The sequence below is a fragment of the Dactylosporangium sp. NPDC049140 genome (genome assembly GCF_040648435.1).
In genome coordinates this window covers 1-13,280 of sequence record NZ_JBEZDS010000002.1, presented here as the reverse complement: position 1 = coordinate 13,280, position 13,280 = coordinate 1, and the positions used below count along the sequence as shown (strand labels likewise).

The window sequence follows — 13,280 nt, the reverse complement described above, 5'->3', positions numbered from 1 at the left end:
TCCAGGCGCGCGCCGCGGCCGCGGCTCGGCCCTACGCGCGCAGCGTCTCCAGGCGCGCCACCACCTCGGCCGGGTCGGGCATCGCCGCGACCTCGCGGCGCAGCGCCTCGGCCGCGGCCGCGTACGACGGGTCGTCAAGCACCGTGCGCAGCGCCGCGGCCGCGTCCGCGGGCGTCGCCGCCACCGCGTCCAGGACCACCGCCACGCCCAGCTCGGCGCAGCGGTCCGCGTTGTCCGGCTGGTCCGCGCCCATCGGCACCAGCACCATCGGCAGCCCGTGGGCGAGGGCGCCGAGCACCGTACCCGAGCCGGCGTGCGCCACGACCGCCGAGCATCGCGGCAGCAGCGAGGCCTGCGGCACGTACCGCTCCACGTGCACGTTCGCAGGCTGCGGCCCCAGCTCGGCCGGGTCGATCGCCGGTCCCACCGTCACCACCAGGGAGACCGGCAGCGTGGCGAAGCCGGCCAGGAGGCGGGCGAAGAGATCGCCCGACTCGGTGTTGAAGATCGTGCCCAGCGTGAAGTACACGGTCGGCGGGCTCGTCGGGGCCGGCGGCACGGGCGGGAACGGGCGCATGAGCTGCGCGGCCGGGCGGAACGCCGGGGGCGCCGGGGAGATCACCAGATGCCGGTCGAGCATCGCGAGCGACGGGTCCGCGGGCAGGCCGTACACCGAGCGGGTCTCGTCCAGGACGGCCGCGAGACCCGGTGGGCGGCCGAAGGTGCCCGCCGCCAGTACCACCACCGAGGCGTGCGGAAGGCCCAGCGACTCGGCGGCGATCATGCTGCCGAAGTCGGCGTCGTCGCAGACGACCAGGTCCGCGCGCCACCGCGCGGCGACCTCGCGGGTCGTCGCGGCGCGCTCGCGGGCGATCCAGCCGCCGAAGCCGTCGCGGAACTCGCGCGCCTCGCGTTCGCGGTCGAGCGCCAGCAGGGGGCGGCGCTCGTTCGGCGCGTCCGTGCCGGCCGGGAAGCCCTCGAAGCCGTCCGGGAGCCCGCCGGGCCGTCCGGTGAACGCGACGGCGTGCCCGCGCGCGGCGGCGGCGCGGGCGAGCGGGAGCAGCGGCTGGACGTGGCCGCTGCCGCCGGCGAACCCGAAGAGGATGCGCATGAAAATCTCTCCGTGGGTGTTGTCGAAAACCGCCGACCGAGTTCGACGCGGTGGTGAAGGCTACAGAAACCACGAAGGGAACCCGAAATGCGCTTCATGATGATGCACAAGCTGGACGACTCGAACCCGGCGATGTGGCAGCCCACCCCCGGCTTCATCGAGAAGTTCGGCAAGTACATGGAGGACGTCAGCAAGGCCGGCGTGCTGCTCGCCGCCGAGGGCCTGCTGCCGAGCTCGGCCGGGGCCGCGACGATCACCAAGAAGGACGGCGAGACCACGGTCGTCGACGGGCCGTTCGCGGAGGCCAAGGAGGTCATCGGCGGCTTCGGCATCGTGCAGGTGCGCGACCAGGCCGAGGCGGTCGAGTGGGCCCGCCGCTTCGCCGACCTGTTCGACCACGACATCGAGATCGAGGTGCGGAAGGTCAGCGAGTACGAGGGGTAGCTATGTTGGCCGGGTGAGCAGTACGGGTACCGATGCGAAATCCGCGGTCGAGGCGGTCTGGCGGATCGAGGCGGCGCGCGTGATCGCGGGCGTCGCCCGGCTCGTCGGCGACGTCGGCCTCGCGGAGGAGCTTGCGCAGGACGCCCTGGTCGCGGCGCTGGAACAGTGGCCGGCCGAGGGCGTCCCGCGCAACCCCGGGGCGTGGCTGATGACCACGGCGAAGCGCCGCGGGATCGACACGATCCGGCGCCAGCAGGTGCTGCAGAAGCACCTGCCCGCCCTGGCCGGCGAGGAGCGCCTCGACGATCCGGCGCTCGACGCGGTCCTCGAGGACGAGCCCATCGACGACGACCTGCTCCGCCTCATCTTCACCGCGTGCCACCCGGTGCTGAAGCCCGAGGCGCGCGTGGCCCTGACGCTGCGCATGCTCGGCGGCCTGTCCACGGACGAGATCGCCCGCGCGTTCCTGGTCCCGGACGCGACAGTCGGGCAGCGCATCAGCCGCGCCAAGAAGGCCCTGGCCGACGCGCAGGTCCCGTTCGAGCTGCCCACGGGCTCGGCCCGCACCGAGCGCCTGGCCTCGGTACTGGAGGTCATCTACCTCATCTTCAACGAGGGCTACTCCGCGACCGCCGGCGACGACTGGATGCGCCCCGCCCTGTGCGAGGAGGCGATGCGCGTAGGACGCGTCCTGGCGGGCCTCATGCCGGCTGAGGCCGAGGTGCACGGCCTGGTCGCGCTCCTGGAGATCCAGGCCTCGCGCGCGGCCGCCCGCACCGGCCCCGACGGCGAGCCGATCACCCTGCTGGAGCAGGACCGCCGCCGCTGGGACCGCCTGCTCATCACCCGCGGCCTCAAAGCGCTGGACCGAGCCGAGCAGCTCGGCGGCGGCACCTACACCCTGCAGGCCGCGATCGCCGCGTGCCACGCGCGCGCCCGCACGGCCGCGGAGACCGACTGGTCGGAGATCGCGCGCCGGTACGCCCAGCTGTCCGACCTGGCCCCCTCCCCGATCGTCGAGCTCAACCGGGCCGTGGCGGTCTCGATGGCCGACGGCCCGGCCGCGGGCCTGACCGTGCTGGAGCCGCTCCTGCAGGACAAGGCGCTGCGGGGGTACCACCTCCTGCCCTCGGTACGCGCCGACTTCCTGTTCCGCCTGGGCCGCCGCGAGGAGGCCCGCACCGAGTTCGAACGCGCCGCGTCGATGACCCGCAACGAACGCGAGCGAGCCCTGCTCCTGTCCCGCGCCGAGTCCTGCGCCTGACCACGGCCCGCGCCGACCGGTCCGATCCGGCTGGACACGCGGGTCCGTCCCCCGCCGAGGGGCACGCACGCGATGTCCGGGCCGATGCCGGTTCGCAGGCCCGCGACGACAGCCGCCGCCGCACGCCCGGGCACCGGCTCGCGCGCAGCGCGGGAGCTTGACGGAGAGCACCCACGAGCGCCCGCCGTACAGCCGCTGAGCCCGGCGTGGCGCCTCCGCACGCCCACCGCCTCCTGCACACCACCGCCGCACGCCCGCCGCCGCACGCCCACCGCTTCCGCACGCCCGCCGCCGCACGCCCACCGCCTCCGCACGCCCGCCGCCTCCTGCACACCGCCGCCGCACGCCCGCCTCCGCACGCCCGCCGCCGCACGCCGCGCCGCCGCACGCCGCGCCGCCGCACGGCCGCCGCCGTGCGCCCCGCCTCCGCACGCCCGCCGCCTCCGCACGGCCGCCGCCGCACGCCCGCCGCCGCACGCCCGCCGCACGCCCGCCGCCGCACGCCCGCCGCCGCACAACGCCGCCTCCGCGCACGGCCGCCGCCCGCGCGCCTCGCCTCCACGCGCCGGCCGCCGTGCGCCGGGCGGCGGATGCCGAGCGGCACCCGTACGGCGGATGCCAGGCAGCGCCAGTGCGGGCCTGGCATCGGCCGATGCCGTTGCACTCGCGGCCCGGCGCGGCGGCCGTCCCGCTGCGGCTGGCGCCCGTGCTCGAAAGCTGGAACGCGTCCGGCCACGACGATCAGGTGCGGCTGCGCGCGTCTCTCGGCGAGGTCGTCCCCCTCGTCGATGTCGCCGGCGTGCTCAACCCGCGCCGGCCGTTCAGGCCCGTCGACGACACGCTCGGGGACGCGGTCGTCATCGGCTACTGGTGGCCGGGACGGCCGCCGGGCGGCGGCGGGGGGCTGTGCGGCGGATGATGATCTCGGCGACGGCGAGGTTGAGCACCCAGGCGGAGATCATGGCCACGCAGCGCCAGGCCGGGTAGTTCGGGCCCGCCGGGTCCAGCGGCAGCAGCGGCAGGCTCGTGAAGACCTGTGTGCCGGCGCCCATGGCGATCGCGTAGGCGCGCAGCATCCACGCCTTGTGGGTGTGGAAGTCGCGGCGGCGGATCGCGGCGAAACCCAGGACGATCGAGACCAGCATGAGGGTGCCCACGACGTAGCGGGCCGCGTTGGTGACGGCGTTGTCGCTGTCGGGCAGGTCGTAGAAGGCGGTCATCCACAGGCCGGACAGGGCCACCGCGAGGCCCGCGACCGCGACCACCCGGCCGCTGACGCGGTGCCACCGGCGGTGCCGTTGCCGGAACCGCGGGGCGAGCTGGAGGGCGCCGAGGAACGCGAACAGCACGACCGCGACGATGTGGACGAGGACCGGAGCGGGCTGGTCGACGAAGCGGGCGTTGGCGGCGGTGCGCTCGACGCCGCCGGTGAGCTGGGCGGCGCGCACGCCGCCGGCCAGGGACGGCACGAGGGCGAGCAGGAACAGGCCGGTGATGATGGGCCAGTCGCGGCGCGGGCGGCGGCGGGGCGGGGCGGCAACGGTCGTCATGAGCATCGATGGTGGGCCGCGGGCGGGGCGGAGACATCGGTCCGCGGACCGGGATCGGAGCCGTACCAAAGTTCAGGTGCCGGGTCGTACCCGGTTGGTCTCGTACGCCCACATCGCGATCTCCACCCGGTTGCGCACGCCGAGCTTGAGCATCAGCGCGGTCACGTGGGTCTTGACGGTGCTCAGGGTGATGAACAGCTCGTCGGCGATCTCGTTGTTGGTGCGGCCCCGGGCCACCCGGGCCAGCACCTGCTCCTCGCGCTCGGTGAGCGCGTCGACGGGCTGGCGGGGCGGGGCGGCGGGGCCGTTGTCGGCGAAGGCGCGCAGGAGCCGGGTCGTGACGCTGGGCGCGATGAGCGCGTCGCCGTTCGCGGCCGCGTGCACGGCCTGGGCGAGCAGCGCCGGGCCGGCGTCCTTGAGCAGGAAGCCGCGGGCGCCGGCGCGCAGGGCCGCGTAGACGTACTCGTCGAGGTCGAACGTGGTGATGACCACGACGGCGAGCGGGTCCTCGACGTCCGGCCCGGCCAGCAGCCGGGTCGCCTCCAGCCCGTCCATGGTCGGCATCCGCACGTCGAGGAGGCAGACGTCGGGGCGCAGCCGCTGGGCCAGCTCGACGGCGCGGCGGCCGTCGGGGGCCTCGGCGACCACCTCGATGTCCGGCTGGGCGTTGAGGATCATCGTCAGCCCGGTCCGGACAATCTCCTGGTCATCCGCGACCAGCACCCGCACGCTCACCGGCCAATGCTACGGGCGGCACCGTACCGTCAGATCCGCCGAAAGTACGACCGGCCAGGGCGACCCCGCCGAGCGCGGGGACGAGCGCGACCGCGAACGCGGCGAGGTACGCGACCGGGCCCGCATCGACGAGCGCGGCGAACAGGGAGCCGCCGGCGGCGAGCGCGGTGGTGGTGAGCAGCGCGTCGGCGACGGCCAGGGCGGAGCTGTTCGCGCCCTGCTCGGCCGGGCCCGACAGGCGCAGCACGAGCGCCGCGGTGCCCGGGGACACCAGGCCCATGCCGAAGCCGGCGAGGCACCAGCCGGCGACGACGACGGCCAGCGGTACCGCTGCCGCAGTCACCGCCGTCGCAGACACCACGCCGGCCGCGACCGCCGCGGTGCCGAGCCGGAGCCGGGCCGTGTCGGAGAACCGCTGCCCCTGCCGCGCCTGGATCCACGAGCCGCCGGACCAGAAGAGCGCGCCGACGGTCACGCTGAGCCCGGCGAGGGCGGGGCTGAGGCCGCGCTCGCGGGTGAGCAGCAGCGGGATGAAGACGTCGCCCAGCACGAACGCGGCGCCGGTCAGCCCGCGCAGGAGCACGACGCTGGGCAGGCCGCGGGCGCCGGTGAAGGCCCCGGGCGGCAGGAGCCGCCGGCCGCACACCGCGACGATCACGACCCCGGCCCCGAGCAGCGGCAACGACTCCTGGCCGCCGACGTAGAGCACGAGCGCGCCCACGGCGGCGCCGAGCGCCCACCAGGTACGGCCGCGCTCCGCCGAGCCGGAACCGCCGGAGATCACCGATATGCGGGGCCAGACGACCGCCATGGCGGGGACCGCCGCGAAGACGACCAGCAGGAAGACCCACCGCCACCCGATGTACTGCACGATCGCCCCGGCCACCGCGGGCCCGGCGATCGCCGGGAGCACCCACGCGGCCGACATCATCGAGAACACGCGTGGATGCTCGGCCGCGGGGTAGGCGCGGCCCACGACGACGAACAGCGCCACGTTTACCAGGCCGCCGCCGAACCCCTGCACCAGCCGCCCGAGCACGAGCACCCACATGGACGGGGCCAGCCCGGCGAGGAGCAGTCCGGCGGCGAACAGCGCCACGCCCACCGCGGCCGGGCGCGCGGGGCCGGCGCGGTCGCACCACGAGCCCGCGAGGACCATGCCGACCACGCTGGTGGCGAGGGCGCCGCCGAAGGCGAACCCGTAGAGCGAAAGCCCGTAGAGGGCGCGGGCGACCGAGGGCATGGCGGCGGTGACCGCGACCGCCTCGAAGGCGACGAGCGTGACCAGGGTCACCAGTCCGGCGGTGAGCGTGCGTCTGTTCTCCACGCGGCCCAACGTCGCACCTCAACACGGCTTCAGGTCAAGCCGCCGGGCATTTCAGCACCCGTTGACATCGTGCGCCGCGTATGCCAACAATTGTTTGCCAACACTTGTTGGCAAACGGACCAAGGAGGAGCCATGAAGACCGTCATCGCCGGGGCCGGCCCCACCGGCCTGCTGCTCGCCGGTGACCTCGCCGCCGCCGGCGGCGAGGTCACCGTGCTGGAGCGGCGCTCGGGGGAGTCCAACCTGACCCGCGCGTTCGCCGTGCACGCGCGGACGCTGGAGCAGTTCGACGCGCGGGGCATCGCCGAGGACGTCATCGCCACCGGGACGAAGGTGGAGCGGCTGCGGCTGTTCGGCCACGTGTCGGTGAACCTGGGCACGCTGCCGTCGCGGTTCCCGTACGTGCTCATCACCCCGCAGTACAACGTCGAACGCATCCTCGAGGAGCGCGCCCTCAAGGCCGGCGCGCGGATCGTGCGCGGCACCACGGTCACCGGCGTGCGCCAGGACGAGCACGGCGTCGAGGTCGGCACCGACGGCGGCACCCACGCCGCGGACTGGCTGGTCGGGGCCGACGGCGCCCGCAGCGCGGTGCGCCGGGCGCTGGGCCTGGACTTCCCGGGCCGGTCCGCGGTGCGCTCGCTCATGCTCGCCGACGTCCGGATGGCCGAGCCGCCGGCCGACGTCATCTCCGTCAGCGCGGTCGGCTCCGCGTTCGCCTTCGTGGCCCCGTTCGGCGACGGGTGGTACCGCGTCTTCGCCTGGAACCGCGAGCACCAGGTCACCGACGACGTGCCGCTGGAGCTCGAGGAGGTCCGCGCCACCGTCCGGGCGGCGTTCGGCACCGACTTCGGGCTGGGCGAGTGCCGCTGGCTGTCGCGGTTCCACAGCGACGAGCGGCAGGTCGAGCGGTACCGCACCGGCCGCGTCTTCCTCGCCGGCGACGCCGCCCACGTGCACTCCCCGGCCGGCGGCCAGGGCATGAACACCGGCCTGCAGGACGCGGCAAACCTCAGCTGGAAGCTCGCCGCGGCCGGGGCGGGCTGGGCGCCGGCCGGGCTGCTCGACACGTACCAGACGGAGCGGCACGCCGTCGGCCGGACGGTGCTGCGCTCCAGCGGCGGGCTCATCCGCCTCGCGCTGCTGCACTCCCGCGGCGCCCGGCTCGGCCGCGACGTGCTCGGCGGGCTGGCGCTGCACGTGCCGGCGGTGCAGCGGAAGCTCACCGGCACCGTGTCCGGGATCGGCATCGACTACGACGACGCGCCCCGCCAGGCCGACCTGGAACTCGGCGGGGCCCGGCTCTACGAGCGGCTCCGCGCGGGCCGGCACGTACTGCTGGCCCCGCGGGCGCCGGAGGGGTACGACGGCCGCCTCATCCACGTCCGCCACGAACACTGCGCGCTCGTCCGGCCCGACGGCTACACCGCGTGGACGGGCACCGAGGGAGACGTCGCCGTCGCGCTCCGCGCACATCTGGGGGACCCTCGGTGATTCCGGACACCTCGATGTGATCATCCCTTGACATGGGAGCGTTCATCGATGTGTCATGCCCGTCACAGAGCGGTTCTCGTTGGTTTGTTGCCGGCGAACGGACGACACACGGGGACGACGGAACGCTTTGAGACGTGCCGGGCTCCGCGCCGCCACGGGGGGCCCGGCACCCTCTCATCCGTGCCCGAGCCGCGGCTGCTGACCCCGCTCGACGACCACGAACTGGCCCATCATGCCCTCGTCCTCGTGCTTGAGAACGTGGCAGTGGAACATGTACGCGGTGGTCGGGTCGGCGTAGTCGGCGAACTTCGCGATCACCGAGTAGTGCTGGCGCGGCTCCAGGAAGACGGTGTCCTTCCAGCCTGACAGCTCCGGCGGCGGCGCCTGCCCGTCCACCTTCAGGACCTGGAACTGCACGTCGTGGATGTGGAAGCTGTGCGGGGTGCCGTGGCCGTTGGAGACGTTCCAGACCTCGACGGTGTCCTTGACGACCACCGCGTCGACCCGGCCCATGTCCATGCTGTCGCCGTTGATCTCCCGGCCCTGGAACTCGAAGGTGCGGGTCTGCTCGGCCTGGGCCGGGTCCAGGCGCGGGATCCGCACCAGGGTCTTCGGCAGCGTGGCCGGCGTGAGGGTCGCGGCGGCGCGCAGCTGGAGGATGTCGAAGGCGTCCTGCCCGCCGTTGAAGCGGCTCTCGAGGTCGCCCCCGAGCGCGCGGACGCTGCGCAGCGCCACCCGCTCCCCCGGCCGCAGCGCGACCACGATCTCGGTCCGCTCGCCGACGGAGAGCCGCACGTGGTCGGTCATGGCGGGCCGCTCGAGCAGGCCGCCGTCGGTGCCGACGAGCGCGAACGGGCGGCCGTCGGCGAGGGCGAAGTTGTAGATGCGCGCGGTCGAGGCGTTGACCAGCCGGAGACGGACGAGCTCGGAGCGCACGTCGAGGTAGGCGCCGGGGGTGCCGTTGACGAGGATCTCGTCGCCGAGCACCCCGATGTCGCTGCCGAAGCGGCCGCTCATGCTCAGCTGGGCACCGTCGAACTCCTTGTCCTGCACCAGGACCGGGATGTCGTCGACGCCGTAGTCGTGGGGCAGGGCGCGCTGCGCGGGCTCGTCGTCGTCGACGAGGAACAGCCCGGCGAGGCCGCGGTACACCTGGGTCTCGGTGCGCTCGCTCGGGTGGGGGTGGTACCACAGCGTCGCCGCCGGCTGGTCGACCGTCCACGCCGCCTGGAACGAGCCGCCCGACGGGATCGGGCGGTGCGGTCCGCCGTCCATCGCGGCCGGCAGGTGCATGCCGTGCCAGTGCACGGTGGTGGACTCGGCCAGGGCATTGCGGACGTTGACCACGACCGGCTCGCCGCGGTGGGCGCGCAGCGTCGGGCCGAGATAGGCGCCGTTGTACCCCCACGTGCGGGTCGCGCCATGGCCGAAGTCGCTGTCGCCCGGCTCGGCGCGCAGGTCGAACACCCGCCGGCCCTGCGCGTCGACGGTCGAGGTCGCCAGGGGTGGCACCTTGAGCGGGTGCTCGAAGTCGGCGTGGACGTCGAGCGGGGGGCGGGCGAAGAAGTACACCAGCGCGGCGACCCCACCCCCGCACAGCACGAGCAGCAGGACCAGCCCGCCCAGCAGCCACTTGCGCATGTCATGTCTCCCTACATGTAGAACGGCTACATGTAGCGTCGCTGGTGCTGGGGGCGGGCCGCCAGACCCGAGGCCCGAACCCGGGGAAAGCTCAGGGACAACCCGGACTGCCTTGCCCGCGCCCGGGCGGCATGCTGAGTTGGTGCTGACTGCCGGCCCCATCGACGCCTACGTCGCGACGCTGCGCGGCGCCCTGCGCGGCCCCCGCACGGCCAAGGCGGACCTGGTCCAGGAGGCCCGCGACGGGCTGATCGACGCCGCCGAGCGGTACGAGGACGAGGGCCTGGACCGCCTGGCCGCCGAGCGCGCCGCGGTCGAGGAGTTCGGCCCGGTCGCCGCGCTCGCCCCGGACTACCAGCGCGAGCTGGCGCTGGCCCAGGGCCGCCGGACCGCGGTCATCGTCGGCGCCGCGGTCGCGGTGCAGGCGCTGGTCTCCGAGGTGGCCTGGCGGCGCGCGGCGGTGGCGTGGAACTGGCAGCCGGGCCGCGGCTACCTGATCCTGGCCCACACGGTCGACTACGCGACCTACGCGGTGGTCCTCGGCGCCCTGCTGGCCGCGCTGGCGTGCGGGATCGGCAGCCGGTACCTCGACGTCGGCCGCGCGTTCGTGCGCGCCACCGGCATCGCCGCGATCGGCGTCGTGGCGTTCTTCATCGTCGGCGGCACACTGCTGTCCGCGTTCAGCCCGACCTGGGGCCAGGAGAACACCGGCGGGGCGACGAGCCTGAGCCTGGCCGCCTCCGCCGTCACGTTCGGGCTGCCGGCGTTGATGACCTACTCCGGCCTGCGCTGCGTCCGCGCCGCTTAAGGAACCGGGTCCACGGTGCCGCGCGGCGTCGACGGGTTGCAGCGGCGGATCCGCGCCGCGGTGAGCCGCGAGCCCTCGACGAGCCCGTAGCGCCGCACGGCTTGCCGGCCGTACTCGCTGCACGAGGGCACCTGCCGGCACCTGATGGGCAGATGCGGGGTCACGAATCGCTGGTACCCGCGGATCGCCGTCATCCCCGCCCGCCCGGGCCCGCTCGGGTCGCGCCGCGGCGCCAGCGACGGCGCGGAGACCGCCATGAGCGACAGCAGCGAGCCCAGCATGAACGGGCTGCAGTCACAGTCACAGAAGTCGCAGTCCGGCAGGCAGTCGTTGTCGCGGCGGTTCCGGCGCCGCTGCTCCTGCATCCGGCGGTGCCGCCTCCGCGCCCGCCACATGCCGACGTACTCGCCCAAGCCCATGGCCGCGATTGTGACCACCGCCGCGGGGACGATCAAGGATTGGTCGCGGCTCCGACACCGAGCCCATCCATCAGGAGGCGCACGAACCGGTCGGCCCGCTCGTCGCCGGAGGGCTCCGGCTCGCACACCGTGCCCGCCCCGTGGCCCAGCCGCAGCAGGTCGGTCGGGTCGATGTCGGTGCGCACCACACCGGCCTCCTGCGCCCGGGCCAGGAGCGTGCCGACCGACCAGCGCAGGAGGTCGCGGCTGGAGATCATGAGCTGGTCGCCATGGTCGTAGATCGCCTTGAGGGCGTCGGACAGCCCGCGGTACACCCGCAGATGCTCGATGAAGGCGCGCAGCCAGGTGCCGAGGGCGGCACGGGGGTCGGGCTCCTCGGCGAGCAGCCGGACGGCCTCGTCGCGCAGCCGGACGATCCGGTCGTGGAAGACCGCGTCCAGCAGGTGCTGGCGGGTCGGGAAGTGGCGGTAGAGGGTGCCGGGCCCGACGCCGGCGCGCCTGGCGATGTCGTCGAGGGAGGCCTCGGCGCCCTTCTCGGCGACGGCCTCGCTCGCCGCGGCCAGGATGCGCTCGTAGTTACGGCGCGCGTCGGCCCGCTGAGGCATACGTCCCCCTTGCTAAACGGAGAGAGTCTCCGTATGGTTCGAAGAGCGGAGACGGTCTCCGCTTCAGTGTGACTCCGCCGGCCAATCTTGCCAAGAGCAGGGAGCTTCACCGTGCCCAGGCAACGCCTCGCCCTCGCGCTCATCGTGTCGTGCCAGCTGCTGCTCGGCATCGACGCGACAATCGTCAACGTCGCGCTGCCGCGCATCTCGGCCGCGCTGCACTTCACCCCGGCCGGCCTGGCCTGGGTGCTCAACGCGTACACCATCGCCTTCGCCGGCCTGCTCATGCTCGGCGGGCGCCTCGGCGACGTGCTCGGCCGCCGCCGCGTCTTCGTCGCCGGCGTGCTCGTCTTCACCGCCGCCTCGCTCGCCGCCGCGCTGGCCCGCGATCCCGGGCAGCTGCTGGCCGCCCGCGCGGTGCAGGGCCTCGGCGCGGCGCTGGCCTCGCCCAGCACGCTCGCGCTCATCGCGAACACGTTCGCCGAGGGGCCGCAGCGCAACCGCGCGCTCGGGATCTCCTCGGCGGTGATCAGCGGCGGCGCGTCGCTCGGCCTCGTCCTCGGCGGGGTGGTGACCGCGGCCGTGAGCTGGCGCTGGGTGTTCCTGGTCAACGTGCCGATCGGGGCGGCGATCGCGCTGCTGGCCCGCCGGCGGCTGCCGGAGACGCCCCGGCACGCGGGCCGTTTCGACGTGCCCGGGGCCCTGGCGGTCACCGCGGGCATGCTCGGCATCGTGTACGCGTTGATCCGCGCCGCCACCGCCGGCTGGACCGACGCCCGGGTCGTCGCCGGGCTGGCCGGCGGTCTGGCCGCGCTCGCCGCGTTCGTGCTCGTCGAGCGGCGGGCCGCGGCGCCGGTCGTGCCGCTCGGGCTGTTCCGCGACCGGGCGCGCGCCTCGGGCTACGCCGCGCTGCTGCTCGTCGGCCCCAGCATGATCGGCCCGTTCTTCTTCCTGACCACGTACCTGCAGCAGGTCCGCGGCCTCGGCCCGGTCGCGACCGGGCTGGCGTTCCTGCCGATGTCGCTGGGCCTGTTCACCGCCGCGCGCCTCGTGCCGCGGCTGCTGGGCCGCTTCGGGCCGCGCCGGGTGATCGGCAGCGCGCTGGCCGGGCTGATCGCCGCGCAGGTGCTGCTGAGCCTGGTCGGGCCGGGTAGCCCGCTGGTCGCCGCGATCGCCCCGCTGGCCCTGGTCGGGCTGGGCGGCGGGCTGTCGTTCGTGCCGATCTACACGCTGATCCTGTCCCGCGTCGAGGGCTCGTCGGCCGGCGCCGCCTCCGGCGTGCTGCAGACGACGCAGTGGCTGGGCAGCTCGTTCGGGCTGGCGGTGCTGGTGGCGGCGGCGGGCCCGGCCGGCATGGGGCGGGCCTTCGTCGCGGCCGCGATCCTGGCCACGGCCGCGCTGATCCTGATGATCACGGCGCTGGGGGCCGCGAACGCGAAAACGCACCCGGATGGCCGACTTCGCGCGGGCGGCCGGGAATGTCCGGACAGTCCCGGACACCCGGACGAAGTCGAACAACCGAGTGCGTTGCGTGGCCGTTGATCGGGAGTGTGGTGGGGCGCCGGGCCGGCGGGGCTGATCCGCCGGCCCGGCCGTTGCCACACACCATGAGTTGAGCTGGCCTTACTTGGCCGCGATCTCGCCCTGGCCACCGTCGGCGTGGTACTCGGTGCCCTCGGCGAACGCGGCGTCGAAGCGCTGCTGCAGGGCGTCGAGCTCGCTGAACTCGGCCTGGTGCGAGTCCTCGCTGCCCTCGGCGGCGAAGACGTGGTCGTCCTCGGACGCGTTGTGGTTGTAGTTGGTGTAGTCGTCCGACTCGGCGTGCACGACGCCCGGCTGGTCGAACTCCTCGTGGTGGCCCTGCGCGAAGTTCGTGGCCTCC

The 13,280-nt window shown here is 74.5% G+C and carries 14 protein-coding genes; 6 read left to right on the top strand and 8 right to left on the bottom strand.

The window, feature by feature from the left end:
- Positions 1-31: 31 nt before the first annotated feature.
- Positions 32-1,111, bottom strand: a complete 1,080-nt coding sequence (locus AB0B76_RS03775; protein WP_360368828.1) for a glycosyltransferase — start codon at positions 1,109-1,111, stop codon at positions 32-34.
- Positions 1,112-1,198: 87 nt separating this feature from the next.
- On the opposite strand from AB0B76_RS03775, the gene AB0B76_RS03770 reads away from it, so the two are divergent.
- The 3 genes from AB0B76_RS03770 (at position 1,199) to AB0B76_RS03760 (ending at position 3,738) form a co-directional block, all read left to right on the top strand.
- Positions 1,199-1,555: a YciI family protein gene (locus tag AB0B76_RS03770; RefSeq protein WP_360368825.1), complete on the top strand. Its 357-nt coding sequence runs from the start codon at positions 1,199-1,201 to the stop codon at positions 1,553-1,555.
- Between the two features lie 13 nt (positions 1,556-1,568).
- Positions 1,569-2,819 (top strand): RNA polymerase sigma factor, encoded by a 1,251-nt coding sequence (locus tag AB0B76_RS03765; RefSeq protein WP_360368822.1) that lies wholly within the window; start codon positions 1,569-1,571, stop codon positions 2,817-2,819.
- 652 nt (positions 2,820-3,471) lie between these two features.
- Positions 3,472-3,738 carry a hypothetical protein gene (locus tag AB0B76_RS03760; RefSeq protein ID WP_360368820.1) on the top strand — a complete coding sequence of 89 codons (267 nt, stop codon included), beginning with the start codon at positions 3,472-3,474 and terminating at the stop codon, positions 3,736-3,738.
- Here the strand turns inward: AB0B76_RS03760 and AB0B76_RS03755 are convergent.
- The 3 genes from AB0B76_RS03755 to AB0B76_RS03745 form a co-directional block, all read right to left on the bottom strand.
- A complete protein-coding gene (locus AB0B76_RS03755; protein ID WP_360368818.1) occupies positions 3,677-4,369 on the bottom strand; it encodes a DUF2306 domain-containing protein in 693 nt (230 codons plus the stop codon). The two genes, AB0B76_RS03760 and AB0B76_RS03755, sit on opposite strands and share 62 nt — an antisense overlap.
- Before the next feature lie 72 nt (positions 4,370-4,441).
- Positions 4,442-5,104 (bottom strand): response regulator transcription factor, encoded by a 663-nt coding sequence (locus AB0B76_RS03750; RefSeq protein ID WP_360368815.1) that lies wholly within the window; start codon positions 5,102-5,104, stop codon positions 4,442-4,444.
- Complete coding sequence (locus AB0B76_RS03745) at positions 5,076-6,431, bottom strand: MFS transporter (RefSeq protein WP_360368812.1); 1,356 nt, start codon at positions 6,429-6,431, stop codon at positions 5,076-5,078. Before AB0B76_RS03745 ends, AB0B76_RS03750 begins: the two co-directional genes overlap by 29 nt.
- Positions 6,432-6,563: 132 nt before the next feature.
- Here AB0B76_RS03745 and AB0B76_RS03740 point away from each other — a divergent pair, with 132 nt between their 5' ends.
- On the top strand, positions 6,564-7,925 hold the full coding sequence (locus AB0B76_RS03740; RefSeq protein WP_360368809.1) for an FAD-dependent monooxygenase: 1,362 nt from the start codon (positions 6,564-6,566) through the stop codon (positions 7,923-7,925).
- A 174-nt stretch (positions 7,926-8,099) separates the two neighbouring features.
- On the opposite strand, the gene AB0B76_RS03735 is transcribed toward AB0B76_RS03740, so the two are convergent.
- Positions 8,100-9,566 carry a multicopper oxidase domain-containing protein gene (locus tag AB0B76_RS03735; RefSeq protein WP_360368806.1) on the bottom strand — a complete coding sequence of 489 codons (1,467 nt, stop codon included), beginning with the start codon at positions 9,564-9,566 and terminating at the stop codon, positions 8,100-8,102.
- Positions 9,567-9,708: 142 nt separating this feature from the next.
- On the opposite strand from AB0B76_RS03735, the gene AB0B76_RS03730 reads away from it, so the two are divergent.
- Positions 9,709-10,374: a permease prefix domain 1-containing protein gene (locus AB0B76_RS03730; RefSeq protein ID WP_360368803.1), complete on the top strand. Its 666-nt coding sequence runs from the start codon at positions 9,709-9,711 to the stop codon at positions 10,372-10,374.
- On the opposite strand, the gene yidD is transcribed toward AB0B76_RS03730, so the two are convergent.
- Together yidD and AB0B76_RS03720 are read right to left on the bottom strand one after the other, a co-directional pair.
- Complete coding sequence (gene yidD / locus AB0B76_RS03725) at positions 10,371-10,793, bottom strand: membrane protein insertion efficiency factor YidD (RefSeq protein ID WP_360368800.1); 423 nt, start codon at positions 10,791-10,793, stop codon at positions 10,371-10,373. The genes AB0B76_RS03730 and yidD overlap by 4 nt on opposite strands.
- Before the next feature lie 32 nt (positions 10,794-10,825).
- Positions 10,826-11,398: a helix-turn-helix domain-containing protein gene (locus AB0B76_RS03720; RefSeq protein ID WP_360368797.1), complete on the bottom strand. Its 573-nt coding sequence runs from the start codon at positions 11,396-11,398 to the stop codon at positions 10,826-10,828.
- A gap of 111 nt (positions 11,399-11,509) precedes the next feature.
- On the opposite strand from AB0B76_RS03720, the gene AB0B76_RS03715 reads away from it, so the two are divergent.
- Positions 11,510-12,940 (top strand): MFS transporter, encoded by a 1,431-nt coding sequence (locus AB0B76_RS03715; protein ID WP_360368794.1) that lies wholly within the window; start codon positions 11,510-11,512, stop codon positions 12,938-12,940.
- A gap of 81 nt (positions 12,941-13,021) precedes the next feature.
- On the opposite strand, the gene AB0B76_RS03710 is transcribed toward AB0B76_RS03715, so the two are convergent.
- A partial coding sequence (locus tag AB0B76_RS03710) for a hypothetical protein (RefSeq protein ID WP_360368791.1) occupies positions 13,022-13,280 on the bottom strand: 259 nt, incomplete at its 5' end.